At 73.1% G+C, this 26042-nt stretch carries 22 protein-coding genes and 1 pseudogene; 10 read left to right on the top strand and 13 right to left on the bottom strand.

Features of this window, described 5'->3' with window-relative positions:
- Nucleotides 1-33 precede the first annotated feature (33 nt).
- The 3 genes from ACZ55A_RS12495 to ACZ55A_RS12485 form a co-directional block, all read right to left on the bottom strand.
- Nucleotides 34-972, bottom strand: coding sequence for a hypothetical protein (locus ACZ55A_RS12495; RefSeq protein WP_468838134.1), 939 nt, complete (start codon nt 970-972; stop codon nt 34-36).
- A 576-nt stretch (nt 973-1548) separates the two neighbouring features.
- Nucleotides 1549-2769, bottom strand: coding sequence for an acetyl-CoA C-acetyltransferase (locus ACZ55A_RS12490; protein WP_468838132.1), 1221 nt, complete (start codon nt 2767-2769; stop codon nt 1549-1551).
- Nucleotides 2770-2961: 192 nt separating this feature from the next.
- Nucleotides 2962-3975 carry an SGNH/GDSL hydrolase family protein gene (locus ACZ55A_RS12485; protein ID WP_468838130.1) on the bottom strand — a complete coding sequence of 338 codons (1014 nt, stop codon included), beginning with the start codon at nt 3973-3975 and terminating at the stop codon, nt 2962-2964.
- Between the two features lie 196 nt (nt 3976-4171).
- Here ACZ55A_RS12485 and ACZ55A_RS12480 point away from each other — a divergent pair, with 196 nt between their 5' ends.
- Nucleotides 4172-5560, top strand: coding sequence for a cystathionine beta-synthase (locus ACZ55A_RS12480; RefSeq protein WP_468838128.1), 1389 nt, complete (start codon nt 4172-4174; stop codon nt 5558-5560).
- A gap of 325 nt (nt 5561-5885) precedes the next feature.
- Here ACZ55A_RS12480 and ACZ55A_RS12475 read toward each other — a convergent pair whose 3' ends face one another.
- From ACZ55A_RS12475 to ACZ55A_RS12460, 4 genes are all read right to left on the bottom strand, one after another.
- The gene (locus ACZ55A_RS12475) at nt 5886-6299 is read right to left on the bottom strand and encodes a hypothetical protein (protein ID WP_468838126.1); all 414 of its coding nucleotides are present in this window, start codon (nt 6297-6299) and stop codon (nt 5886-5888) included.
- Nucleotides 6300-6340: 41 nt separating this feature from the next.
- Nucleotides 6341-7762, bottom strand: a complete 1422-nt coding sequence (locus ACZ55A_RS12470; RefSeq protein ID WP_468838124.1) for a purine-cytosine permease family protein — start codon at nt 7760-7762, stop codon at nt 6341-6343.
- Between the two features lie 125 nt (nt 7763-7887).
- Nucleotides 7888-8448, bottom strand: coding sequence for a cysteine dioxygenase (locus tag ACZ55A_RS12465; RefSeq protein ID WP_468838122.1), 561 nt, complete (start codon nt 8446-8448; stop codon nt 7888-7890).
- Nucleotides 8445-9362: an amidohydrolase family protein gene (locus ACZ55A_RS12460; protein WP_468838120.1), complete on the bottom strand. Its 918-nt coding sequence runs from the start codon at nt 9360-9362 to the stop codon at nt 8445-8447. The genes ACZ55A_RS12465 and ACZ55A_RS12460 overlap by 4 nt, the downstream gene beginning before the upstream one ends.
- Nucleotides 9363-9521: 159 nt before the next feature.
- Here ACZ55A_RS12460 and ACZ55A_RS12455 point away from each other — a divergent pair, with 159 nt between their 5' ends.
- Together ACZ55A_RS12455 and ACZ55A_RS12450 are read left to right on the top strand one after the other, a co-directional pair.
- Nucleotides 9522-10565 (top strand): LacI family DNA-binding transcriptional regulator, encoded by a 1044-nt coding sequence (locus ACZ55A_RS12455; RefSeq protein WP_468838118.1) that lies wholly within the window; start codon nt 9522-9524, stop codon nt 10563-10565.
- Nucleotides 10566-10719: 154 nt separating this feature from the next.
- Nucleotides 10720-11829, top strand: coding sequence for a sigma-70 family RNA polymerase sigma factor (locus tag ACZ55A_RS12450; RefSeq protein ID WP_468839120.1), 1110 nt, complete (start codon nt 10720-10722; stop codon nt 11827-11829).
- On the opposite strand, the pseudogene ACZ55A_RS12445 reads toward ACZ55A_RS12450, so the two are convergent.
- Nucleotides 11757-12157: pseudogene (locus ACZ55A_RS12445) on the bottom strand (ATP-binding cassette domain-containing protein); the annotation flags it as partial. The gene ACZ55A_RS12450 and the pseudogene ACZ55A_RS12445 sit on opposite strands and share 73 nt — an antisense overlap.
- Before the next feature lie 240 nt (nt 12158-12397).
- Between ACZ55A_RS12445 and ACZ55A_RS12440 the strand changes: the two are divergent.
- From ACZ55A_RS12440 to ACZ55A_RS12430, 3 genes are all read left to right on the top strand, one after another.
- Entirely contained in the window at nt 12398-13882 is a 1485-nt protein-coding gene (locus tag ACZ55A_RS12440) for an aromatic amino acid ammonia-lyase (RefSeq protein ID WP_468839118.1), read from the top strand.
- Between the two features lie 375 nt (nt 13883-14257).
- A complete protein-coding gene (locus tag ACZ55A_RS12435; protein ID WP_468838116.1) occupies nt 14258-15214 on the top strand; it encodes a MurR/RpiR family transcriptional regulator in 957 nt (318 codons plus the stop codon).
- 245 nt (nt 15215-15459) lie between these two features.
- On the top strand, nt 15460-16020 hold the full coding sequence (locus ACZ55A_RS12430; RefSeq protein ID WP_468838114.1) for a hypothetical protein: 561 nt from the start codon (nt 15460-15462) through the stop codon (nt 16018-16020).
- Between the two features lie 39 nt (nt 16021-16059).
- Here the strand turns inward: ACZ55A_RS12430 and ACZ55A_RS12425 are convergent, their stop codons facing one another.
- The 5 genes from ACZ55A_RS12425 to ACZ55A_RS12405 form a co-directional block, all read right to left on the bottom strand.
- Complete coding sequence (locus ACZ55A_RS12425; protein ID WP_468838112.1) at nt 16060-17391, bottom strand: type III PLP-dependent enzyme domain-containing protein; 1332 nt, start codon at nt 17389-17391, stop codon at nt 16060-16062.
- A 93-nt stretch (nt 17392-17484) separates the two neighbouring features.
- Entirely contained in the window at nt 17485-18435 is a 951-nt protein-coding gene (locus ACZ55A_RS12420; protein WP_468838110.1) for an ABC transporter permease, read from the bottom strand.
- A gap of 70 nt (nt 18436-18505) precedes the next feature.
- The gene (locus tag ACZ55A_RS12415) at nt 18506-19474 is read right to left on the bottom strand and encodes an ABC transporter ATP-binding protein (RefSeq protein WP_468838108.1); all 969 of its coding nucleotides are present in this window, start codon (nt 19472-19474) and stop codon (nt 18506-18508) included.
- Nucleotides 19471-19860 carry a transcriptional regulator gene (locus ACZ55A_RS12410; RefSeq protein WP_468838106.1) on the bottom strand — a complete coding sequence of 130 codons (390 nt, stop codon included), beginning with the start codon at nt 19858-19860 and terminating at the stop codon, nt 19471-19473. Before ACZ55A_RS12410 ends, ACZ55A_RS12415 begins: the two co-directional genes overlap by 4 nt.
- Nucleotides 19857-20363: a hypothetical protein gene (locus ACZ55A_RS12405; protein ID WP_468838104.1), complete on the bottom strand. Its 507-nt coding sequence runs from the start codon at nt 20361-20363 to the stop codon at nt 19857-19859. The genes ACZ55A_RS12410 and ACZ55A_RS12405 overlap by 4 nt, the downstream gene beginning before the upstream one ends.
- Before the next feature lie 210 nt (nt 20364-20573).
- Here ACZ55A_RS12405 and hutU point away from each other — a divergent pair, with 210 nt between their 5' ends.
- The 4 genes from hutU to hutI are packed head-to-tail and all read left to right on the top strand — an operon-like array spanning nt 20574 to nt 26036.
- The gene (gene hutU, locus ACZ55A_RS12400; RefSeq protein ID WP_468838102.1) at nt 20574-22244 is read left to right on the top strand and encodes a urocanate hydratase; all 1671 of its coding nucleotides are present in this window, start codon (nt 20574-20576) and stop codon (nt 22242-22244) included.
- A gap of 17 nt (nt 22245-22261) precedes the next feature.
- The gene (locus ACZ55A_RS12395) at nt 22262-23479 is read left to right on the top strand and encodes an allantoate amidohydrolase (RefSeq protein WP_468839115.1); all 1218 of its coding nucleotides are present in this window, start codon (nt 22262-22264) and stop codon (nt 23477-23479) included.
- The gene (locus ACZ55A_RS12390; RefSeq protein WP_468838100.1) at nt 23470-24837 is read left to right on the top strand and encodes a formimidoylglutamate deiminase; all 1368 of its coding nucleotides are present in this window, start codon (nt 23470-23472) and stop codon (nt 24835-24837) included. Before ACZ55A_RS12395 ends, ACZ55A_RS12390 begins: the two co-directional genes overlap by 10 nt.
- Nucleotides 24838-24854: 17 nt before the next feature.
- A complete protein-coding gene (gene hutI, locus ACZ55A_RS12385; protein WP_468838099.1) occupies nt 24855-26036 on the top strand; it encodes an imidazolonepropionase in 1182 nt (393 codons plus the stop codon).
- The last annotated feature ends 6 nt before the right edge of the window (nt 26037-26042 follow it).

The following is a 26042-nucleotide window of genomic DNA, read 5'->3' as shown; positions in this document are numbered from 1 at the left end:
CGGGGCGTGCGGGGTGCGCCGGGCGCCGCCGGGTCAGAGGGAGGCGATGACGCGGTCGGCGAGTAGATAAACGCTCTCGTCGCGGCTCTCGCCCCACGAGAAGGTCAGCGCATAGGCACCGGAGATACCGGAGCCGCCCAGCAGCACCGGGGTGAGCCCGGAGTGCAGTGCGCCGGCCACCCGCTCGGCGGCCTCGCGCTGCCCGGGGGTCAGACAGAGCGTGGTGCCGTCGGCGAAGACATAGACGTCCAGGGTGCCCAGCGGGCCCGGCCGGACGTCGGCGACCGGGGTGCGCTCCTGCGCCAGCTCCTCCAGCCGCGCGACCGTGCGCTCGTGGTCGCTGATCACCGGGGACGGCGAGAAGTCGGGGTGCGAGGGGTGGCGCCGGCGGGCCGCGGCCAGTTCGGCGGACTCGGCCTCCTCGACGGGCTCCAGTTCCGGCGCGTCCAGGGACTCCAGCGCCTCCACCGACTCCAGGGCGTCCGGGCCCAGCAGCGGCTCGATGCCGGCGAAGTCCGCCTGGCGGGGCAGGAACGGATGGATGTCGAACCGGTCGGACTCCGGCCGCTCGGGCAGCTCGCGGTGGTCGGCGCGGGCGTCCAGCGGGCTCTCGTCACCGAGGCCGGCCAGACCGCCCAGCAGCGACGGGGCGTCGGCGGCGTCCCTGGCCTCCTGCGCGGCCCAGAAGGCGCGGGCCTCGGCCAGTTCGCGCTCCCGCTCCTCGGCCAGTGCATCGGCGACGGCGGCGCGTATGTCCGCGAGCGGGGTCTCGGCGGCCGGGACCGTACGGGCGGCCGGGATGGCCGCGCCCTCCGCTCCGGCGTATGCGGCGGTGTCCTGGCGGTAGGCGACCAGCTCGGCGTGCAGCTCGGCGAGCTGGCGGCGCAGTGCGCGGGCGGTGCGCAGGGCTGCGACGCCCAGCGCCACGGCGGCGGCCGCGGCCGTGACCAGGACCAGGGTGGTGGCACTCATGCTGAAACCTCGCTTCGCTCGGGCCCGCATTCGCGAGGCGTGCACCTTCCGGTGGTTCGCTCGCTCATGCGTCCTCCGCAGTACGCTCGGCGGCCCGCTTCCCACGGGCCGTGCATCGGTACATGGACTTCCCCCGCCCTTCGGTGGGGGTGACCCCCTTGATGCACTCGCTCACGGGGTGACTCCGGGTGGCGGCTCGCTCACCGGCGTACCCCCGTTAGCAGAATGTTCTCCGACTTCCTACATCAGCCTGCCGGGGGTCGGCGACCGCTCCGCGTGCACTATGTCCCGAAATGCTGGGGGCCATAGGTCTTATGCGCCGGGGTAACCCCATGCTGACCTGCAAGAACGCCTCTCAGCCGGGGCGTTGGTCACAATCGTGGGGGAGATTGGGTCGCGATCTCGTTACCACGTGATGCAGCTCACGCGGGGGTAGCCGCCCGTGTCCGTACGAGCGCGAAGGGTGTGCGCGGGGCGGAAGTTGGTCCGTTTGTCCGCCCCCCCCGCGGAGCGAGCGGAGGGTGGGGCCGGGCGCGCGGAGTGAGCGCCCGGCCCCACCCTCCGCTACAGCTCGGCTCAGCTCAGCCGCTCGATGACCATCGCCATGCCCTGGCCGCCGCCCACGCACATCGTCTCCAGGCCGAACTGCTTGTCGTGCCACTGGAGGGAGTTGATCAGGGTGGTGGTGATGCGGGCGCCGGTCATGCCGAAGGGGTGGCCGACGGCGATCGCGCCGCCGTTGACGTTCAGGCGGTCCAGGTCGATGCCCAGGTCCCGGTAGGACGGGATCACCTGGGCGGCGAACGCCTCGTTGATCTCGACCAGGTCGATGTCGGAGACCGAGAGGCCGGCGCGCTGAAGCGCCTGCTTGCTGGCCTCCACCGGTCCGTAGCCCATGATCTCGGGGGACAGGCCGGAGACACCGGTGGAGACGATCCGGGCCAGCGGGGTCAGACCCAGCTCGCGCGCCTTGGTGTCGGACATGATGACCAGCGCCGCGGCGCCGTCGTTCAGCGGGCAGCAGTTGCCGGCGGTCACCAGGCCGTCGGGGCGGAAGACCGGCTTGAGGCCGGAGACGCCCTCGACGGTGACGCCGGCGCGCGGGCCGTCGTCCTTGGAGACGACCGTGCCGTCGGGCAGCGTGACCGGGGTGATCTCGCGCTCCCAGAAGCCGTCGTTGATCGCCTTCTCGGCGAGGTTCTGCGACCGTACGCCGAACTCGTCCATGTCCTGGCGGGTCACGCCCTTGAGGCGGGCGAGGTTCTCCGCGGTCTGGCCCATCGCGATGTACGCGTCGGGGAGCAGGCCGTCCTCGCGCGGGTCGTGCCAGCCCGCGCCCTCCTCCTCGGAGCGCGCCGCGGTACGGGCCTCGGCCTCGGCGAAGAGCGGGTTGTGGGTGTCGGGCAGACCGTCGGAGCTGCCCTTGACGCTGCGGGAGACCATCTCGACACCGGCCGAGATGAAGACGTCGCCCTCGCCGGCCTTGATGGCGTGCAGCGCCATGCGGGTCGTCTGGAGCGAGGAGGAGCAGTAGCGGGTGATGGTGCAGCCCGGCAGGTGGTCCATCCCCATCTGGACGGCCACGATGCGGCCGAGGTTGTGGCCCTGCTCGCCGCCGGGGAGGCCACAGCCGAGCATCAGGTCGTCGATGTCCCTGGGGTCGAGCTCGGGGACCTTGGCGAGCGCGGTCTCGATGATCTTCGCGGTCAGGTCGTCCGGGCGCAGGTCCTTGAGCGAGCCCTTGAAGGCACGGCCGATCGGGGAGCGGGCGGCTGAGACGATCACGGCTTCGGGCATCACGGCTCCAAGGGGAGAAAATGCAGGGACTGTGGGGGAAGTTACCTGCGCGTACTGCTGAGGTCACGGGGTGCGCGCTGTGATGCGGGCCTCTTTTCTAAGCGGGCGCTTATAGAACGGCGGAGGGCCGCCGGATATTCCCGTACGGCCCCGCGCGCCGCAGCCGCCGCGGACGCCTGCCGCCCCGTCGCCTCACCCCGTGACCGACGACCGGTCCGTCGGCTCCGCGGCCGGCAGCTGGCGGCGCCTGCGGTGCTTGAGCAGCGCCCAGGGCGCACGGGAGGCGGTGACCTCCGTACCGCCCTCGGAAGCCGCCTCAGCGGCCGCCTGCTCGACCGGCAGAATGCCCTCGCCCCGGGCGGGCTCAGGCCGCTCCCCCTCCGGCCACAGGCCCAGCGCAGCGCACAGCGTCGGCAGGACGGCCATCGCCGCGGTGGCATACCCCTCGGCCGACGGGTGGTAGTTGTCCGGCCCGAACAGCTCCCGGGGACGCGCCTCGAACTCGGGGCCGAGCAGATCGCCCAGCGAGACCGTACGGCCGCCGCTCTCGACCACCCCGATGGTCTGGGCGGCCGCGAGCTGCCGGGAGAGCCGCCGGGCCACCCAGCGCAGCGGCTGGTAGACCGGCTCGATGGTGCCCAGATCAGGGCAGGTGCCCACCACCACCTCACACCCCGCGGCACGCAGCCGCCGCACCGCCTCGGACAGATGGCGCACGGACTGCACGGGCGCCATCCGGTGGGTGACGTCGTTGGCGCCGATCATGATCACGCAGACGTCCGGGGTCTCCGTGCCGTCCGCCAGCATCAGCTCCACCTGGCGCGCCAGGTCGTCCGACTGCGCACCGGGCAGCGCCACATTGCGGAAGTCGACGGGAAGTTCGGCGACCGCGGCCAGCCCCGAGGCGAGCAGCGCGCCCGGCGTCTGCGAGGCACGGTGCACGCCCTGGCCGGCGGCGGTGGAGTCGCCGAGGAAGCCCAGGCGCAGCGGCGGGCGGTCGGTGCGGTGGCCGAACGCGGCGCCGTAGTGGCCGTCGGCGCACGGCGGGATGTCGCTGGAGCCGCCGACCGTACGGCGGGCCAGCCGCGCCTCGGTCAGCAGTACCCCGACGGCGGCGACACCGAGCAGGCCGATCCCGCCGCCGCCGAATGCGGCGGCGGTCGCGATCCGCCGCGCCACCCTCGCCCTGGACATCGTCATCGGCATCGGCCCGGTACCTCCCCGTAGAGTGCGGGCGCGCCACGGTCCTGGGGCCGGACGCGCTCTTGAACCGTCAAGAACTCCTACAACAGTGTGTTGCCCGTTCCTGCACGGAACGCAACGCATCCGTGCGCCAACCCACCCGGGCAATAGGCTGGCGGCACGGGCGCAGGAGAGCGTGCCCCCGACCGCGGAGACCACCGTGCAGTTTTACGATTCGATGATTGAGCTCGTCGGCAACACCCCGCTGGTGCGGCTCAACAACGTCACTCGAGGGATCCAGGCCACCGTCCTGGCGAAGGTCGAGTACTTCAACCCCGGCGGTTCGGTCAAGGACCGGATCGCGCTGCGGATGATCGAGGCCGCCGAGCAGTCGGGTGAGCTACAGCCGGGCGGCACCATCGTCGAGCCGACATCCGGGAACACCGGTGTCGGCCTGGCGATCGTCGCCCAGCAAAAGGGTTACAAGTGCATCTTCGTCTGCCCGGACAAGGTGTCCACGGACAAGATCAATGTGCTGCGGGCGTACGGCGCGGAGGTGGTGGTCTGCCCGACGGCGGTGGACCCCGAGCACCCGGACTCGTACTACAACGTCTCGGACCGCCTGGTGCGTGAGACGCCCGGTGCCTGGAAGCCCGACCAGTACAGCAACCCGAACAACCCGCGCTCCCACTACGAGAGCACCGGCCCCGAGCTGTGGGAGCAGACCGACGGGCGGATCACCCACTTCGTGGCGGGCGTCGGCACCGGCGGCACGATCAGCGGCACCGGCCGCTATCTGAAGGACGCCAGCGAGGGCCGGGTCAAGGTCATCGGCGCCGACCCGGAGGGCTCGGTCTACAGCGGCGGCTCCGGGCGCCCGTACCTGATCGAGGGTGTCGGTGAGGACTTCTGGCCGACCGCCTACGACCGTACGGTCGCCGACGAGATCGTCGCGGTCTCGGACAAGGACGCCTTCCAGATGACCCGCCGCCTCGCCAAGGAGGAGGGCCTGCTGGTCGGCGGCTCCTGCGGGATGGCCGTGGTGGCCGCGCTGGAGGTCGCCGCGAAGCTCGGGCCGGACGACGTGGTGGTCGTGCTGCTGCCGGACAGCGGCCGTGGCTACCTCTCCAAGATCTTCAACGATGAGTGGATGGCCGACTACGGCTTCCTGGAGGAGGGCGGCACCGCCGCCCGGGTCAGCGATGTGCTCCAGCACAAGGAGGGCGCGCTGCCCTCGCTGGTGCACATGCACCCCGAGGAGACCGTCGGTGAGGCGATCGACGTACTGCGCGAGTACGGCGTCTCGCAGATGCCGATCGTCAAGCCGGGCGCCGGGCACCCGGACGTGATGGCCGCCGAGGTCGTCGGCTCGGTCGTCGAGCGGGAGCTGCTGGACGCGCTGTTCACCCAGCGGGCCTCGCTGACCGACCCGCTGGAGAAGCACATGTGCCCGCCGCTGCCGCAGGTCGGCTCCGGCGAGTCGGTCTCCGACCTGATGGCGGTCCTGGAGAGCGCGGATGCGGCCATCGTCCTCGTCGAGGGCAAGCCGAAGGGCGTGGTGAGCCGGCAGGACCTGCTGGCCTTCCTGGCGCGCGAGGCCGGCAAGTAGCACCGGTCGCGGCGGCCGTCCCCCGGGGCGGCCGCCGCCCGTACCGGACCCGCTGCGGCGTCAAGTGGCCGTCAGGGAACGGGCCGTCGTCGCAAGGTGTACGTATGCGTCATGTGCTCGCAGCACGGGCTTAACACGCGTCAGGCACATTGATGTGCACGGCGATACGGACCTCCGGAGCGGCTCCCGGACCTCCCAGATCGCCGCCCGGACGCGACGCCGGCGCTGAAGCCGGATCGCGTCCCTTGCGGGGACCGCCGTCGTCCCGCCCCCGGCCCCGGCCGGGGTGCGGCGGTCCCCGCAACAGCCTTTTCCGCCGCGGGAGTCAGTCCCACTCCCCGTCGCGGCGCCCGCCGCGCGCGAGCAGCAGCGCGCGCACACCCGTGCTGTGCACGGCGTTGACGCCGACCACGCCGGCCCAGCACACCAGCAGACCCGGCAGCCCCGCGTGGGACGAGGCGATCAAGGACAGCGGGATGTTGAGCACCAGCGAGAGCGCGGCGATCCCGAAGCGTTGCCAGAAGTCGTTGCCGCCGCTGCGCTGACGCGCCGGGCGGGCGCCGCGCGCGACCTGCACCTGCTGCTCGGCCAACTGCCGCCGCACCCGCCGGTCGACGGTCACCTCCAGCTTCTCCAGAAAGGACTCCACCAGCTCCGGCTCGTACTCCGGCCCCAGCTCTTCACGGGTCTGGAGGGTCGCGTCGAGCTCTTTTCGCAGCTCGCGGTCGTGTATTGCCATGCCGTCGAGGCTACGGACCCATGGGGCGCGGCGCGGTAGGGCTAGCCCCCCGACCCGGCGGGGGTTTCCTCGCGGTGCTGCCCGCCGGGCGCGGCCGGCGGCGCGAGGCGCGCGGTGTCGCGGCGGGCGGCGCACCAGTACAGGGCGGCCGGTACGGCGAGCCCGACCAGCCAGGAGACATCGGCGCCGCCGAGCGGTGCGACCAGCGGACCGGTGTAGAAGTGCGTGGCCAGGAACGGGAGTTGGGCGAGCACGCCGAGGGCGTAGACGGTGAGCGCCCGGACGTTCCAGGCGCCGTAGCGGCCGTCGGGGTCGCTGAGTGCCGGGATGTCGTAACGCTCCTTGGAGATCAGGTAGTAGTCGACGAGGTTGATCGCCGACCAGGGGGTGAAGAAGGTCAGCAGGAAGAGCAGGAAGTCCTTGAAGGACGTCAGGAAGGAGTCCTTGCCCAACAGGGCGACGGCGGTGCCGGCCAGCATGATCCCCGCGATGTACCCGGCGCGGCCCCGCGGCGACAGCTTCCGCTGCCCGCGGAAGCCGCTGACGCTGGTGACCAGCGACATGAAACCGCCGTAGGTGTTGAGGACGTTGATGGTGAGCTTGCCGAGGGCGATCACGAAGTAGAGGAACGAGGCGACCAGCCCGGCGCCGCCCAGGCCGACGACATAGCCGACCTCGTGCCCCACGAACGCGGCGGGGGCCGCGGCGGCCGCCAGTGCGCCGAAGGTCATCGACCACTGCGAGCCGAGCACCGAGCCGGCCAGTGTCCACCAGAACGTGGCGCGCGCCGAGGTGTGCCGCGGCAGATAGCGCGAGTAGTCGGCCACGTACGGGCCGAACGCCAGCTGCCAGGAGGCCGAGAGGGAGACGGCGAGCAGGAAGACCGGCAGGCCGAAGCGGTGGTCGTGCAGCAGCGCGCCGACGTCGGCGCGGTGGAACAGCTGGATGCCCAGGTGGACGAAGGCCAGTGCGCAGACCAGGCCGGCGATTCTGCCGAGGGCGTGGATCAGGCGGTAGCCGACCGCCGCGGCGACCGCGGTGACCGCGGCGAACAGCACGATCCCGGGTGTCTCGCCGAGGTGTGTCAGCTCACCGACCGCCTGCCCGGCCAGCACGCTGCCGCTGGCGAAGAAGCCGATGTACATCACGATGACCAGAGCCAGCGGGACCACCGCGCCGCGCACGCCGAACTGCGCCCGCGAGGTGATCATCTGCGGCAGTCCGAGCCGCGGCCCCTGCGCGGAGTGCAGTGCCATCACGGCCCCGCCCAGCAGATTGCCGAGCAGCAGCCCGATCAGTGACCAGAAGGCGTTCGCCCCGAAGACGACGGCCAGTGCGCCGGTGATGACGGCGGTGATCTGGAGATTGGCGCCCAGCCAGAGCGTGAACTGGCTGACCGCGCTGCCGTGCCGTTCGTCGTCGGGGACGACGTCGATGGAGCGCTGTTCGACCACACCTGCCATGAGTCCGCCTCGGGTCGCGCCTGTATGGGTTCATGCAGGATCGATGGCGGTGAATGGAAGGTCAATAGGTGGGACGCGAACGGCAGTTGATCCGTGGTGACACCCGTGGCTCGGGCGGCCGGGGCTCAGGCGGCGGTGGCCGCCCCGCCCATCGGCCGCAGCTCATCGGCGTACGAGACCGAGACCCGGCGCATCAGCCCCTCCTCGGTGATGTCGTACTGGCCCAGGCGCCACAGCGGCGGCGAATAGGCGTGCACCGAGACCGCGTCGTCGGTCGCGCCGGTGAGGCGGTGGATATGGTCAGGCCCGAAGCAGAACGAGGTGCCCGCACCGACCGTGGTGGCCAGATGCTCCCCGCCGATCCGGGGGTTGGACTCGGTCAGCATGCCCTGGACGACATGGACCGCCCCGGAGGAGATGTCGTGGTCGTGCCAGCCGGTGTCGTTCTGCCGGGTCCAGCACAGCAGCCACACATCGACGAACTCATCGCGGTGCAGCGACGCGTAGTGGCGCTCGGTGTCGGAGAAGGCCACCTGCTTGCGCCACAGGTCCGGGCGGGCGGCGAGCGTGTCGACCAGGGCCCGCAGCTCGTGCTTGTCGAGGTTGCGCTCGGGCAGCGCGGTGAACGGCAGCTCGCCGTAGGGGACCTCGCGGGCGGTGGCGGCCTGGGAGGCGGCGGGCTTCATGGGCGGGCTCCTTTCGTCGGGCCCAGCAGGCGGGCCGGGTTGGCGGTGCGCAGGGCGTGGACCGCGGCCTCCGCGCCGAGGTCGGGGATGACGGGCCCGGCGTAGGGGCGGTCGCTGCCGCTGACGACCACATCGATGCCGACGGCCCGCACCAGGGCGTCCACCGCACGGGTGCCGTACGAGGACGTTTCGTAGAAGGCGTTGCCGTCCACCCGGCCGCGGTCCCGGCCGCCGCCGCGGGCGACCAGCCGCTCGCCGTGCAGCGGCGCCAGGCCTGCCAGCGCCGCGAAGCAGACCCGCAGATCCGGGTGGCGCGGCCGCCCGAAGGCGCGGAAGGCGAACCACGAGGCGTGCATCTGCTGGACGTACGGGACCAGTGCCGGCCACCAGGCGGGCGCGCCGTTGGGCGCGGAAGGGGCCGCGCCGGGGTGGATGAACAGCGGCTTGTCCAGCTCGGCGGCGACGTCCAGGAGCGGTGCGCTACGGGCCCAGCCCGCCGCGTCGAGCAGTGCGGTGGCGGGGAGCTGGAGCCCCACGCAGCCGCGCCGCAGTTCGCGTCGCAGCGCACCGGTGTCCGGCTCCGGTGCGGAGAGGCAGACCGAGGCCCACACACCGAACGGGGCGGGCAGCGCCAGCGCGCCGTCGTGGAACGCGGCGAGCAGCGGTGCGGCCTCCCCGGGCGGCAGATACTCGATGCCGAGCGGGCTGGAGAGCGACACCAGGGCCCGCTCCAGGCCGTCCGCACGGGCCAGCCGGGCGCGGGCCGCGGGGTCGTGGTCGGCGGGGTCGACGTCGTACGGAGCCTCACCGGGCAGGTGCAGCGTCCAGCCGTCGAGCCGCGGCGGCGCACTGCGGGCCCGCAGCAGCGCGCAGAACCCGGACGGCCAGAGGTGCTGGTGGACGTCGGTGGCCACGGGCGCCGACCTCCTCAACCGCTTCACTTAACCGTTTAACTGATGCGGTTAAGTGAAGCGGTTAACCAACTGTGCTGTCAAGGCTGGGCCGGATCGGCGAAGCTGCTCCGCACCGCCTTGAGCGCAGGCCCGCCCGTCTCCTTGGGTAGGCTTCCGGACATGGCCAGGCCCAACAAGCGCACCACCCTCCGCGAGGTGGCCGAGGCCACCGGACTCTCCACCGCCGCCGTCTCCTACGCGCTGCGCGGCAAGCACGTGTCCAAGGAGACCGAGGAGCGGGTGCGCAGGGCCGCCGCCGAACTCGGCTACGAGGCCGATCCGATCGCCCGCGCCCTCGCCAGCGGCCGCACCAGCACCGTCGGTGTGCTCGCCGGAGACCTCCAGGACCTTTGGCAGCAGCAGCTGATGGCCGCCATAGGGCGCGAGCTGCTGGCCGGCGACCGCTATGCGCTGATCCTCGACGCGGGCGGTGACCCCGAGCGGGAACTGGCGCTGGCCAAGCAGCTGCGCGACCAGCGCGTGGACGGTCTGCTGGTCTCTCCCGTCGACCCGAGCGCCGAGGGCTGGTCGAAGATCGCCGAGGCGGTGCCGGTGGTCTCCATCGGCGATGCGCTGAGCCGCGCCCGTACCGCCGGCGAGGTGCTCTTCGACAACCGCGCCGGTATCGACGCCGTCCTGGAGTACCTGCGCGGGCTGGGCCACCGCCGTGTCACCGTACTGACCCCGACCGGCCCCTCCACCCCCGACCGCCCCGCCGACGTCTATGTCCGCGAGGCCGCCGCACGCCTCGGCATCGAGGTCGAAGTCCTGCCCTGCGCCCAGGAGTTGGGCGAGGCGACCGCGGTCGCCCGCCGTGTGCTGACCAACAGCCCCGACGGCCGCCGGCCCACCGCGCCCGGCCTCGCCCCGCCCGCCGCCGTCTTCTGCTTCTCCGACTCCATCGCCTACGGCGTCTACGCGGCCGCCGCCGAGGCCGCCCTGACCGTGGGCCGCGACCTCTCCGTCGTCGGCTTCGACGACCACCCCGTCTCCCGGGTCCTCACCCCGCCGCTGACCACCGTCGACTGGGGACTGACCGACATCGCCAAGGAGGCCGCCCGCCTCGCGGTCGCCGCCATCGAGGGCCGCCGGGTCCGCCGCAAGCGCATCGTGTGCGCCCCGCGCCTGTCGGAGCGGGGCTCGGCGCTGCGGGTGGCGGAGTAGGCCGGCGGCCGGCCCGTCCTCCGCGTGCCTTACCGGTTCGCGAGGGTGGTGCCGGGGGCGCAGACTGGTGCCGGGTGCTCCGGTACCGTCGGGGCGCGGATTCCGGTGGTCGGCCGACGGGCGGAGGGACGGTTCCACCATGAAGCGGTCCTCGATGAGCGAAGCCACGGTGACGGGCGGGGCCCCGGCGACGGGCCGGGCCGCGGTGCCGGACGGCGGTGAACGGGCGGGCGCGCAGGACGCGTTGGCGGACCGGCTGGAGGCGCACCGCACCGAGCTGACCGGCTACTGCTACCGGATGCTGGGCTCGGCGTTCGAGGCCGAGGACGCCGTCCAGGAGACGATGGTGCGGGCCTGGCGGAGCCACGACCGGTTCGAGGGGCGGGCCTCGCTGCGCTCATGGCTGTACCGGATCGCCACCAATGTCTGTCTGGACCTGCTCAAGGGCAGCCGGCGGCGGGCCCGGCCGATGGATCTCGCCTCACCGTCGAGCGTGGACGCCCCGATCGGGACCGGGCTGCCGGAGGCCACCTGGATCGGGCCGGTCCCGGACGAGCGGGTGCTGGCGGCGGCCGGGGACCCGGCCGAGACCGCGGTCGCCCGGGAGTCGGTCCGGCTGGCGTTCATCGCCGCGCTCCAGCGGCTGGCGCCCCGGCAGCGGGCCGTACTGATCCTGCGCGAGGTGCTGAGCTGGTCGGCGTCCGAGGTCGCGGAGCTGCTGGGCAGCTCGGTCGCCTCGGTCAACAGCGCGCTCCAGCGGGCCCGGGCCACCCTCGCCGAGCGTGGCGGAGCACCGCCGCAGCCGCTGGACGAGGCCCAGCAGGCCCTGCTCGACCGCTATGTCGAGGCCTTCGAACGCTTCGACATGGACGCTCTGACGGCCCTGCTGCACGAGGACTCCACGCTCTCCATGCCGCCGTACGAGCTGTGGCTGCGCGGCCGCGAGGACATCCTGAAGTGGCTGCTGGGGCCGGGCTGCGGCTGCCGGGGCTCGCATCTGGTGCCGGTCGCGGCGAACGGACGGCCGGCGTTCGGCCAGTACCGTGCGGACGGCAAGCCCTGGGCGATCCAGGTCATCGAGACGGCGGACGGACGGATCACCGCCCTCCAGTCGTTCCTCGACACCGAGCGGCTGTTCCCGCTGTTCGGTCTCCCGCCGCACTATGACGGCCCGCACGGCGACGGCCCGTCCACGGGGGACCCGGCGGCGGCCGGTCGACGGACAGCGCCTCGGCCGGACCCGTCAGCGCCAGCAGCAGACTGAGTTCTCCCGGAGAGTTGGTGCGGGTAGCGCTTGCCGGCGTCCGTGGGCAGCCCCACCAGCTCCAGCAGTTCGGCGGCCCGGGCGCGGGCCTTGCGCCGGCCCCAGCCCAGCAGCAGCGGGACGGTCGCGATGTTGTCGAGGATCGTACGGTGAGGGAAGAGGCCGGACTGCTGGATGACGTAGCCGATGCCGCGGCGCAGCTCGGCGGCGTCCGCCTCCCGGATGTCGCGAGGACGGTGACGCCGCCCTCGGGGAGGTCCAGGGACAGGTCGTCCACGGCGGTGGTGCCGTTCGGGGAGCGCTTGCTGACTGCGTCGAATGTGATCACCGCTGCCCCTTGCCCGGCCTGCATAGCATCATGCAGAGTCTTAGGCATGTGAATAGACGTCAATGGGCGGAGCAGGGCACCGGTACATCGCCTGTTTGCACCGGGTCTTCCGGTGCATGCCACCCGCGATCAACGGCGCCTGATGTCGCCTGTTACTTCGACTCGCCGTACGGAACGAGGTGTCGGACTTCCGTCCACAAAGGCCGTTTCAAGAGGGAGTTGAGCCCCTTGGTTTCCCACATGCTGGACAACGGCCGACGGGCCGGCCGGCGCATCGCACTCGACGGCTCAGGTCTGCACGCCACCGATATCGCCGCCCTCGCCGAGCGCACCGCCCGCCCCGCGCCGCCCGACCCCAAGGCGCTCGCCCGCGCCGGGGAGTCCTGGGAGACCGCCCGCCGCCTCGCCGCCACCGGCCGGGTCTACGGGCGCAGCACCGGCGTCGGCGCCAACCGCACCGAGGACGTCACAGCCGCCGACGCCGCACACGGACTCCGGCTCCTGCGCAGCCACGCCGGTGCCATCGGCGATCCACTGCCCGCCCGCGAGGTCCGCGCCATGCTCGCGGTACGCGCCAACCAGCTCCTGGCGGGCGGTGCCGGCCTCAACCCCGCCGTCATCACCGCCCTCCTGGCCGCCCTGGACTCCGGCGCCCACCCCGTCGTCAACGAACACGGCGCGGTCGGCACCGGCGACCTCGCCGCCCTCGCCCAGACCGGGCTCGCGCTGGCCGGCGAACACCCCTGGCACTGCACGCCCGGCGCCCACGCCCCGGCCCCCGTACCGCTCGACAACAACGACGCACTGGCCCTGATCAGCAGCAACGCCCTCACCCTCGGCCAGTCCGCGCTGGCCCTCGACGAACTCCGCCGCCTCCTGGCCGCGTCGCTGCCGGTCGCCGCGCTCTCCCTGCTCGCGGTCGGCGGCTCCTACGAACCCTTCGCCGAACCGGTCATGCTCGCCCGTCCGCACCCCGGCTCCGCGGCCGCCGCCGCCCGTCTGCGGGCGCTCTCCGGCATCCCGGCCCGCCCCACCGCGCCCCTGGGCCGCATCCAGGACCCCTACGGCTTCCGCTGCATCCCCCAGATCCACGGCCCGGCCCTCGACGCCGCCGACACCCTCGACCGCGTCCTCACCGTCGAGATCAACGCCGCCGCCGAGAACCCCCTGATCAGCATCGAGGACCAGGCCGCCTACCACCACGGCAACTTCTACGCCGCCCATGTGGCCCTCGCCCTCGACACCTTCCGGCTCGCCGTCCTCCAGACCGCCCGGCTCTCCACCGCCCGCCTGGCCGCCCTCTCCGAACCGGACCTCACCCGTCTGCGGCCCTTCCTGGGCGACGCCGCCCCGGCCAGCTCCGGCGTGATGATCCTCGAATACGCGGCCGGCGCGGCCCTCGGCGAAATGCGCGCGGTCTCCCACCCGGCCTCCCTCGGCCATGCGGTCCTCTCCCGGGGCGTCGAGGAACAGGCCAGCTTCGCCTCGCTCGGCGCCCGCCAGACCCTGCGCGCCTGTACGTACTACCGGCAGATCCTGTCCTGCGAACTGGTGGCCGCCGTCCGTGCCGTGCGCATGCGCTCCCTCGAACCCGAGCCCGGCCTCCCACTGGCCACCGCGTACGGCCTCGCCGCCGACGCCCTCGACCCCCGGATGGAGGACCGCCCGCTGACGGCGGATGTCGCGGTGGCGGCGGGGCTGCTGGACCGGCTGGCCGCGGTATGAGGGCGGGGTGCGCGGGCGCGGGCGGGCCCCGGGTGGGGCGGGGTGGTGCGGGGCTGACGTGCGGGCCGGGTGGTTGCCGTGGGGTGCGGGGCTGCTTGCGGGCGGGCCGGGCCGTTGCCGTGCGGGGCCGCGGGGCCGCGGGGCCGCCGGGCTGCGGGGCGGTGCGGGCTGCCGTTGCGTGCGGGCGGTTGCCGTGCGGTGCGGGCTGCTGTCCGGTGGTCCGGGGCGCGGGGGAGGGCCCGCGCGGCCTCCGGGCTGGGCGGCGAGCGCGTACGGCCGGATCATGAGGCCTAATGCGGGCCGGTGCCCGCCAGAAATTCCGTACAGTCGGTCGACACAGGACAAGGCCTCGGAACAGGCCGGGAAGAAGAGGCGATGAGCGGGGACGGGGACAACGGCGGCGGCAGCGCCGGCGCGGCCGAGGGCCGGACGGCCGGTACGGAGCAGGCGCGGGCCACGGCGGCGCGGGGCGCGGCGGCCGGGGCCGGCGCGGCGGCGGACACCGGTACCGCCGCGCGCCTCCAGAAGCTCTTCGAGGGCCACCGGCTGACACCCACCCAGCGCCGGATCGCCCACTGCATGGTGCGGCGGGCGGCCGATGCGCCGTTCCTCTCCAGCGTCGAACTGGCCGAACTGGCCGGTGTCAGCCAGCCCTCCGTCACCCGCTTCGCGGTCGCTCTCGGCTTCGACGGCTACCCGGCGCTCCGCCGCCATCTGCGCGAGGTCGCCCCTGCCGAGAAGCCCGCCGACACCGGCGCGTCCAACGAGTACCAGCAGGCCGTCGAGGCGGAGATCGACAACCTCCGCCACCTCGCCGCGGCGCTCGCCGACCCCTCCCCGGTGAGCGAGGCCGGCCGGCTGCTCGCCGCCTCCCGCCCCTTGCCGGTGCTCGGCCTGCGCGCCGCCACCGCCCAGGCGGCCGGCTTCGCCTACTTCGCCCGCAAGGTCCACCCCGACGTCCGCCTCCTGGACGAGGGCGGCACCATGCTCACCGACCGCATCGACGCCGCGGTACGCGCCGGTGCCAGCGCCCTGCTCTGCTTCGCGCTGCCCCGCCACCCCCGTGAGGTCGTCGACGCCCTCGACTACGCCCGCACGGCCGGTCTGACCGTCGTCACCGTCGCCGACAGCGCCTTCGCCCCCGTCGCCCACCACACCGACCTCCTCCTCCCGGCCGCGGTCGGCACGGGGCTGGCCTTCGACACGGCCTGCGCCCCCATGCTCCTGGGCCGGGTCCTCCTGGAGGCGATGTGCGACGCCCTCCCGGACGCCCAGGCACGCCTGGAGGAGTTCGACGCCAAGGCAGCGGCCCGGGGTCTGTTCGTGGAGTGAGGGCAGTGGGGAAGTGAGGGGGATGCGTGGGGTGAGGGAATGCATGGGGTGAGGGGCCGGGCGGAGCCCTTCGCCCGTGGGAGCGGGGCCGTTCGCGGGTGGGCGCGGGGCCTTTCACGGGTGGGCCTGTCGCGGGTGGGCCTGTCGCGCGGTAGCGGAAGCCGTCCCGCCCCGTCGCCGTCTCAGAGAATCCTCATCCGGGCTGGTTAAGCTCCGGCGGTCTCTTTGCGATGAGGAGGTCTGTCGTGGGGCGCGGGGCGTATGCGCTGGCCCGGGTCGCGGTGGTGGTGCGGGCCCCGGCCGGCTGGCTGTGGTGGCCGGGGCTGCTGGCGGCGGGCATCGGGGCTCTGGTGCCGGGGGCGGCCGGGCGGCGGGCCGGGGTGTTCGCGGGGGCGGCGCTGCTGGTGATCGCCGCCGGGGTGGTGTTCTCGGTACGCCGCGGCCGGTATGTGGCACTGGCGGGCGGGGCATCGCGCGCCGCGAAGGCCGACATCCTCCAGGACCGCTCGGTCACCCTCCGGATCTGGCGGCGCGCACACCGCTGGTGGCTGCTGCTCGCCTTCCTGGCCGCCGTCGGCTCGTCGTTCGTGCTGCCGGCGGCCGGTGGTCTGCTGATGGCCGGCGCGGCGCTCGGCCTGTGGGCCAAGGCCCGGTGGCTGGGCCGCTGGGAGCGGGCGCATGACGCACTGCTGTGGGTCCGTACGGAGGCCGCGGCACGGGGCGGCGCGGCAGGCAGGGAGGTCCGCGGGTACCTGCTGACGGGGCCGGCCGCCGGGGACGCGCGGCCCGGGGGAGCACGGGCCTGAGACCTGCGCCGGCCGCTGTGGGGGCGGCCGGCGCATCGACTACCTTCCGAGCTCGCGCAGCGATTCGCCGTGTGCCCCGCCGCTCTCCGCGGTGAGCTCAGCCAGGGTCTGGGGGGTGCGGATGGTCGCGAAGCGGACGGTGCCGTCGGGGGCGGCCGCATAGCCGTAAATCCCGGGGCGGGGGAGGGAGTTGTAGGCGAAGTGGGTCGAGAAGTAGTACGCGCCGGTGTCCAGGAGCGCGGCGTGGTCGCCGGACTCCAGCCGCGGCAGCGGGCGGTTCTCGGCGACCAGGTCGCCGGCGAAGCAGCAGGGCCCGGCGATGTCCTGCCCGACCGGTTCGCCGTTCTTGGGTCGGCCCTCGGCGTCGTAGGCCGCGACCCGGAGCGGCCAGGCCTCGGGCACGAAGACCGTACGGGTGGCCACCTGGGCGCCGGCGTGGGTGACCGCGATGGGGCGGCCGCCCGCGGACTTCGCGTACTCGACCCGGGCGAGGACGGTGCCGTGCTTGGCGAGCAGCGAGCGGCCGAACTCGGTGACCAGCCCGTAGCGTCCGGAGAACAGGCCGGGGACGGCCGAGTGCAGCACCGCGACGTACTCGCGATAGGTCGGGGTGACGGCGTCCGAGGCGAAGTTCACCGGTAGTCCGCCGCCGATGTCCAGGGTGTCGATCCGGCGCTCACCGGCTCGTTCGTTGATCTCCTCGGCGAGGTCGAGCAGGGCCCGCACCCCGGCGGCCATCAGCTCCAGCGGCATGCCCTGGGAGCCGACATGGGCGTGCAGCCGGGTCAGCCACGGGCGGGTGACGCAGGAGCGGATGACCCAGTCGCGGGCGCCCTGGTCGCGCAGCGCCACCCCGAACTTGGAGGTGTCGGTGGCGGTGCTCATTGCGCCGATGCTGCCGCCGCCGATCTGCGGATTGACCCGCAGACCGATCGGTGCGGCGCTCGGCGCGGAGGCCATCAGCCCGTCGATACGGGCCAGTTCCTCGGGGTTGTCGGCGTTGACGGCGATCCCGAGGGCGAGCGCCTCCCGCAGTTCGGCGGGGGTCTTGGCCGGTGAGTCCAGCACGGTGTGGGCGACCGGCACCCCGGCGGCGCGGGCCAGCGCCAGCTCGCCGGGGCTGGCCACCTCGCAGCCCAGCCCCTCCTGCGCCAGCAGCCGGAGTACGGGCACCAGCGAGGCGGCCTTCACCGCGAACGCATGCAGGACCGGGGTGCCGGGCGCGGTGAACTCCTCGAAGGCGGCGCGGAGTTCACCCGCGGAGCGGCGTACGCCGCCGACATCCAGCAGTCCGGCGACGGGCTCCTCCGCCCCCACCAGCCCCTGCGCAACGGCTGCCTCGACGGCTCGGTCTCGGTCCGTGATGCTCATGGCTCCACTCCATCATTGAGAACGGGTCCACCGCCATCGCAGTCGGGCCGTGCACGCGGGGGCCGGTACACGCGGGGCCGGCGGGCGCCGGCCTTACGCGGGCCTGGCGCCGCTCAGGCCTGCCTTGTCGTGGCGCCGGCTGAGCCGGGAGCCGGATTCCCGGCGGGCGGCGCGGCGCAGGAGCGGTATGGCGAGCAGGAAGCCGAGGACGGCCCAGGCGGTGAGCACCAGGGCGACCGTCGGCAGCTCCCAGGAGCCGGCCGGTTCCGCGGCGCGGGCGGCGTCCGGGAGCAGGGCCGAGCGCAGGCCCTGCGCCATCCACTTGAGGGGGAAGACCGAGGCGATCTTCTGGACCACCACCGGCAGTGAGGTGAGCGGGAACATCGCGCCCGATGTGACCAGCAGCCCCATCGTGGGCAGCATGATCAGCGCAAGCGCCTCCCGCGGGTTGGGCAGCACGGCACCTATCGCGGCACCCAGCGGTACGACGGCGAGCAGCCCCAGCGCACTGACCCACAGCAGGGTCAGCCAGCCGCCGGCCCCGTGCGGCAGCGGGCCGTCCACCAGCAGTGCGGCGGAGCCCAGCAGGAGCACCAGGGTGCCCAGCGCGAGGGCGACCACCAGCACCGACTTGGCGACGAGATAGGCCGGTATGCCGCCCGGTGTGGCACGCAGCCGCAGCAGGGCCCCCTCCTCCCGCTCGGTCACCAGGATCTGCGGGAGGTTGACCAGGCCGACCTGGAACAGCAGATACGCGGCGAAGCCGGAGAGCGTCAGATGGGCCATCGGCACATGGGTGCCGGGCACGTCGTCGCTGAGGTAGCCGGCGAGCACCAGCGCCACGACCAGGTTGGCCAGATGGCCGGTCAACTCCTTGGGCGTGCGCAGGAGGTGGCGCAGCTCGATCGTGCCGCGCCGGAAGCCGGCCCGCCAGTAGCGCCGCCGCGCCTCGCGTCCTCCCGCTTGAGGCCCGCCGCCTCGGCCCCCGTCCCCAACCGGCCTGGTGGTCGGGCCGGTTGGCCCGAGGGCCTGCGTGGTGTCCATTGCCGCTGTCACTTCGGTCCCCCTGTCACGTCTTCCCCTGTCATCTCTTCCGCCGGGCGGTTCCCGCTTCTCACGCGGCGTGCCGGTCCCCGGGCGGCACCCCGGCCCCGGCCCCGGCGCCGGCTGCGGCCGGGGCCGCGTCGTCGCGGTGGACCATGTGCAGATAGGTGTCCTCCAGCGTCGGGCGCCGGACCTCCAGCCCGTCGACCGGTCCGCCGGTGTCGCGGTGCAGCTCCCAGACCAGCAGGGACGGGTCCTCGGTGCGCTCGCGGCGGGCCGTGCCGTCGGGCGCCGTCCAGCGGACCTCGGCCTGGGCGGCGGCCCGCCGGGCCAGCTCCGCCGGTGTGCCGCAGGCCCGTATCCGGCCGTTGACCAGCATCGCTATCCGGTCCGCCAGCCGCTCGGCCTCCGCCAGATCGTGGGTGGTCAGCAGGACCGTGACGCCTTCGTCGCGGGCGAGGCGTTCGACCAGGGCGTGGAAGTCCCGGCGTGCCTCCGGGTCGAAGCCGGTGGTCGGCTCGTCCAGGAAGACGAGTTCGGGACGGCCGACGATGGCCAGTGCCACGTCCAGCCGTCGGCGCTGGCCGCCGGACAGCCGGTCGACCACCTGGTCCGCCTGCTCCGTGAGGCCCACCAGGGCCAGCAGTTCGGCGGGGTCGCGGGGGTCGGGGTAGTACGCGGCGAAGTGCGTCAGCAGTTCGGCGACCCGCCAGCGGCGGTGGTCGCGCCAGGACTGGAGGACGAGGCCGATCCGGCCGCGCCAGGCGTCGCCGCCGCGCGCCGGGTCCGTCCCCAGGACGCGGACCTCCCCGGCGGAACGCTGCCGGAAGCCCTCCAGGATCTCGACGGTGGTGGTCTTCCCGGCGCCGTTGGGGCCGAGCAGGGCGAAGATCTCGCCGCGGTGGATGTCGAGGTCGATGCCGTGCAGCACATCGGCGCCGCCGTACGACATCCTCAAGTCGCTGATATGGATGACAGGTTGGGCGGACTCCGGGGTGCCCGGTGCCTGGGCTGCTGCTTGCTGTCCGGTCGTCCTCATCGGCCCGCCTCCGCGTGGTGCTGCTGTTGCCGGGGGGCCGCGGCCCCTCCTGTGGTGGACTCGGCCGTCGCCGCCGTGGGCGCCGCCGTCGGACCCGCGCCCTCGACGATCGCCCGGAGGGCGGCCACATGGCCCTCGAAGGCGGTACGGCCGCGGCTCGTCAGCCGTACCTTGGTGCGGCGTTTACGGCCGCCGCCTTCCTTGCGGATCTCCAGATATCCGGCCTCCTCCAGCGTGTGCAGCTGCTTGGAGAGCGCCGAGTCGCTGAGCGAGAGGCTGTCGCGGATGAAGGAGAAGTCGGCCCATTCCGTGGCGGCGAGCAGCGCCACGACCGACAGCCGGGTGGAGGGGTGGATCAGTTCGTCGAACCCGCTCGGGGTGCTCATCGGCCCGCCCCCTCACACACGGCTCTGCTGCCGCGGTCGCGCAGCGTGCTGACCGCCCAGCGGTTGGCCGGGCCGACGAGGAGCATGAACACGGCGCTGGAGACGGTGGCCTGGATCAGGCTGCCGTACGGGAGTCCCAGCGATGTCACCAGATGGCCGGAGAGCAGGATGGTCGCGCCGGTGACGACCATGCCCGCCAGGAACATGGCGAACTGCCGCCAGCTGAGCCGTGAGCGGTGCAGCCGGATCCGGGACCGGCGGTTGTAGACCACGGCCAGCCTGCCGAGCACGGCGACGTACGCGGCGAGCACCAGCCAGAAGGCCCAGCCGGGGAGATCGAGGCCCCAGCTGGCGATGAAGACCCACATGATTCCGGCCGTGGTGTACGTGGAGCTCGCGTCCCTCTGCGCGGATCTTTCGATCTCGTCGTACACGCGCTCCTGCGGCACTCGGATCCGCTGTAGATCCAGCCATGCCTGTTCGGCGTCCACCGATGTGCTCATGCCCTTCGCCTCCCCAAGGCGTTCCGGACGGTTCCCCGTTCACTTTCCCACTAGGAAAGTTAGCGCAGACTTTCCCGCCGGGCAAGTCGAAATTTCGAGCGCCGCGGCCGACTCCTCGCAGTGCGCTCGCGGCGGGCTGTTGACTAGTGCTATTCAGTGGCGCCACTATGTGAATAGCTCAATCCATTCGATGGCGAGGAGGCACGGCCCATGTCGGGACCGCGACCCGTGCGGGCACCGCGCGGTACGGAGCTGAGTGCTCGGGGATGGCAGCAGGAAGCCGCGCTGCGCATGCTGCAGAACAACCTCGATCCGGAGGTGGCGGAACACCCCGACCAGCTCGTCGTCTACGGCGGTACCGGCAAGGCCGCCCGTGACTGGCGCTCCTTCGACGCGATGGTGCGCACGCTCACCACGCTCAAGCAGGACGAGACCATGCTCGTCCAGTCCGGCAAGCCGGTCGGCGTGATGCAGACGCACGAATGGGCGCCCCGGGTACTCATCGCCAACTCCAACCTCGTCGGCGACTGGGCCAACTGGGAAGAGTTCCGCCGCCTGGAGGCCCTCGGCCTCACCATGTACGGGCAGATGACCGCCGGTTCCTGGATCTACATCGGCACCCAGGGCATCCTCCAGGGCACATACGAGACCTTCGCGGCCGTCGCGGCGAAGAAGTTCAACGGCACCCTGGCCGGCACGATCACGCTCACCGCCGGCCTCGGCGGTATGGGCGGCGCCCAGCCGCTCGCCGTCACGATGAACGACGGCGTCGCGATCTGCATCGACTGCGACCCGCGGGCCATCGAGCGGCGCATCGAACACCGCTACCTCGACGTCAAGGCCGACAGCCTCCAGCACGCCCTCCAGCTCGCCGTCGAGGCCCGCGACCAGCGCAAGCCGCTCTCCATCGGGCTGCTCGGCAACGCCGCGGAGCTGCTGCCGCAGATGCTCGCCGAGGGCGCGCCGATCGACATCGTCACCGACCAGACCAGCGCCCACGACCCGCTGGCGTACCTGCCGGTCGGCATCGACTTCGCCGACATGGCCGCCTACGCCGCCGAGAAGCCCGCCGACTTCACCCAGCGGGCACGGGAGTCGATGGCGAAGCACGTCGAGGCCATGGTCGGCTTCATGGACGCCGGCGCCGAGGTCTTCGACTACGGCAACTCGATCCGCGGCGAGGCCCAGCTCGCGGGCTACCAGCGGGCCTTCGCCTTCCCCGGCTTCGTACCGGCCTACATCCGGCCGCTGTTCGCCGAGGGCAAGGGGCCGTTCCGCTGGGCCGCGCTGTCCGGCGACGCCCGCGACATCGCCGCGACCGACAAGGCGATCCTGGACCTCTTCCCGGAGAATGAGTCACTGGCCCGGTGGATCAAGATGGCCGGTGAGCGGGTCCACTTCCAGGGCCTGCCCGCGCGGATCTGCTGGCTCGGCTACGGCGAGCGGGACAAGGCCGGTGAGCGGTTCAACGAGATGGTCGCCGACGGGACGCTGCGCGCACCGCTGGCCATCGGCCGCGACCACCTCGACTGCGGCTCGGTCGCCTCCCCCTACCGCGAGACCGAGGCCATGAAGGACGGCTCGGACGCGATCGCCGACTGGCCGCTGCTCAACGCCATGGTCAACGTCGCCTCCGGCGCCTCCTGGGTCTCGCTGCACCACGGCGGCGGCGTCGGCATGGGCCGCTCGATCCACGCCGGGCAGGTCACCGTCGCCGACGGCACCCCGCTGGCCGGCGAGAAGATCCGCCGGGTGCTCACCAACGACCCCGGCATGGGCGTCATCCGGCACGTCGACGCGGGCTACGAGCGCGCCGACGAGGTGGCCGCCGAGCGCGGCGTCCGCATCCCGATGCGCGAGGGCGAAGGCGAGGGCGCGTGACCGCCTCGTTCCACGAGATGTGGCAAGAGTTGCGGCCCATAGGCCGCAGCTCCGCCTCCGGGGGCTACCGGCGCTACGCCTGGACCGACGCCGACGCCGACTGCCGCGCCTGGTTCAAGGCGCAGGCCGAGGCCCGCGGGCTCAGCTACGAACTGGACCGCAACGGCAACCAGTGGGCCTGGCTCGGCGCCACCGGCTACCAGGACGTGGCCCCCGGCGAAGCCGTCGTCACCGGCTCCCACCTGGACTCCGTACCCGACGGCGGCGCCTTCGACGGCCCGCTGGGCGTCGTCTCCTCCTTCGCGGCGCTCGACGAACTCCGCAAGAGGGGAACGGAGCCCGGCAAGCCGCTGGCGATCGTCAACTTCGGCGACGAGGAAGGCGCCCGCTTCGGCCTCGCCTGCGTCGGCTCCCGGCTCGCCGCCGGAGCGCTGACCACCGAGGCCGCGCACCAGCTGCGCGACGGCGACGGCATCACCCTCCCGCAGGCCATGGAGCGCGCCGGATACGATCCCGAGGCCATCGGCCCGGACCCCGAACGGCTCGCCCGGATCGGCGCCTTCGTCGAACTCCACGTCGAGCAGGGCCGCGCCCTCGACCTCTCCGGCGACCCGGTCGGCATCGCCTCCGCCATCTGGCCGCACGGCCGCTGGCGGTTCGACTTCCACGGCGAGGCCAACCACGCCGGCACCACCCGTCTCGACGACCGCCGCGACCCGATGCTCAGCTACGCCGCGACCGTGCTCGCCGCCCGCGAGCAGGCCCGGCTGGCCGGCGCCCTGGCCACCTTCGGGAAGATCAGCGTGGAGCCGAACGGCGTCAACGCGATCCCCTCGCTCGTCCGCGGCTGGCTGGACTCCCGCGCCCCCGACCAGGACACCCTGGACACCGTGATCAAGGGGATCGAGCAGGCGGCCGCCGAGCGCGCGGCCCGCGACGGGGTGGACCTGACCGTCGTCCGCGAATCCTTCACCCCCGTCGTGGAGTTCCAGCACGCCCTGCGGGACGAACTGAGCGCGATCCTCGGCAAGGCGGGGGAGCGGACCGTGCCCGTCCTGGGCACCGGCGCCGGACATGACGCCGGTATTTTGTCCGGAACCGTCCCCACGGCCATGCTGTTCGTCCGCAACCCCACCGGCGTCTCGCACTCACCCGCCGAAGCGGCCGAGGAGGACGACTGCGCCGCCGGGGTCCTCGCACTCGCCGACGTACTGGAGGGGCTGGCGTGCCACTGACGCCGCAGGCAACACCGACTGCACCCACTGCGTTCTGGCTCGAACACGCCTGGCTCGGCACGCACGTCGAGCCCGGCGTGACCGTGGACACCGCGGACGGGCGGATCACGGCCGTCCACAAGGGGGCCGACACCCCGCCGCCCGGCGCCGTCACGCTGCGCGGGCTGACCATCCCCGGGCTCGCCAACGCCCACTCGCACGCCTTCCACCGCGCGCTGCGCGGCACCGTCCAGGTCGGCTCCGGAACCTTCTGGACCTGGCGCGAGGTGATGTACAGCGTCGCCGACCACCTCACGCCCGACACCTATTACGCCCTCGCCCGCGCCGTCTACGCCGAGATGGCACTGGCCGGCATCACCTGCGTCGGCGAATTCCACTACCTCCACCACGCGCCCGGCGGCACCCGCTACAACGACCCCAATGCGATGGGGGAGGCGCTGATCGCGGCCGCCGCCGACGCCGGTATCCGCATCACCCTGCTCGACACCGCCTACCTCTCGGCCGGCTTCGGCGCCCCGCCGAACCAGCACCAGCTGCGCTTCTCCGACGGCACCGCCGACCGCTGGGCACAGCGCGCCGACGCGCTCAAGGAAGGCCGTGAGCACGCCCGCATCGGCGCCGCCATCCACTCCGTACGCGCCGTCCCCGCCGCGCAGTTGAGCACCGTGGCGGACTGGGCCCGCGAACGGCAGGCCCCGCTGCACATCCACCTCTCCGAGCAGACCGCCGAGAACGACGCCTGCCGGGAGGCACACGGCCGCACCCCCACCCAGCTGCTGTCCGACCACGGCGCGCTGGGCCGGCGCACCACGGCCGTGCACGCCACCCACCTCACCGCCGAGGACATCGCCCTGCTCGGCGGCTCCACCACGGGGGTGTGCATGTGCCCCACCACCGAACGCGACCTCGCCGACGGCATCGGCCCGGCCGCCCAGCTCCAGGGCCGCGGCAGCCCGCTGTCGCTCGGCAGCGACAGCCACGCCGTCATCGACCTGCTCGAAGAGGCCCGCGCCATGGAGCTCGACGAGCGGCTGCGCACCCGCACCCGCGGCCACTGGACGGCCGCCGCCCTGCTGCGCGCCGCCACCGCCGACGGCCATGCCGCCCTGGGCTGGGACGACGCCGGCACGATCGAGACCGGCGCGCTCGCCGACCTCACCACGATCGCGCTGGACTCCGTACGCACCGCCGGACCACTGCCCCGGCTGGCCGCCGAGACGGCGGTATTCGCCGCCTCCGCAGCGGACGTGCGACACACCATCGTCGGCGGGCGGCAGATCGTCCGCGACGGCGTGCACACTCTTCTCGCCGACGTGCCCACCGCCCTGGCCGAGTCCATCGCCGCCGTACGCGGCTGAAGGAGAACACCCCCGCGATGACGACGACCTCCACACCGACCACCGCCATCACCCACATCTCCCAGCTCGTCACCAACGACCCCTCCCTCGGCGCCGGCCCCCTCGGTCTGATCCAGGACGCCGCGGTCGTCATCGACGGCGACCGCATCGCCTGGGTCGGTGCCTCCAGCAAAGCACCTGCCACCGACAACGCCGTCGACGCCGGCGGCCGGGCCGGTATCCCCGGCTTCGTCGACTCCCACTCGCACCTGGTCTTCGCCGGTGACCGCACCGCGGAGTTCAACGCCCGGATGTCCGGCCGCCCGTACTCCGCCGGCGGTATCCGCACCACCGTCGCCGCGACCCGCGCCGCCACCGACGACGCCCTGCACGCCAACGTTGCCCGCTACCTCGCCGAGGGGCTGCGCCAGGGCACCACCACCCAGGAGACCAAGTCCGGCTACGGCCTGACGGTCGAGGACGAGGCCCGTGCGCTGCGCATCGCCGCCGCGCACACCGACGAGGTCACCTTCCTCGGCGCCCATATCGTCTCGCCGGATTACGCGGACGACCCGGCAGGCTACGTCGACCTCGTCACGGGCCCGATGCTGGACGCCTGCGCCCCGCACGCCCGTTGGGTCGACGTCTTCTGCGAGAAGGGCGCCTTCGACGGCGACCAGGCCCGGGCCGTCCTCACCGCGGGCAAGGCCAAGGGCCTGGTGCCGCGGGTGCACGCCAACCAGCTCGGCCACGGCCCCGGCGTCCAGCTCGCCGTCGAACTGGGCGCCGCCTCCGCCGACCACTGCACCCACCTCAGCGACGCCGACATCGACGCCCTCGCCCAGTCGGACACCGTCGCCACCCTCCTGCCCGGCGCCGAGTTCTCCACCCGCGCCCAGTGGCCCGACGCCCGCCCGCTGCTCGACGCCGGCGCGACCGTCGCGCTGTCCACCGACTGCAACCCCGGCTCGTCCTTCACCAGTTCCATGCCGTTCTGCATCGCACTGGCCGTCCGGGACATGGGGATGACGCCCGACGAGGCCGTCTGGTCGGCCACCGCGGGCGGCGCCCGGGCCCTGCGCCGTACCGACGTCGGCCGGATCACCCCCGGCGCCCGCGCCGACCTCGCCCTCCTGGACGCGCCCTCGCACGTCCACCTCGCCTACCGGCCGGGCGTCCCGCTGGTATCGGCGGTGTGGCACAAGGGAGTTCTGGTCTGACACCTG

The organism is Streptomyces sp. NPDC034111, assembly GCF_055575375.1.
Note: the sequence above shows the minus strand (reverse complement) of the source record. Positions and strands in the feature narration are given on the sequence as shown.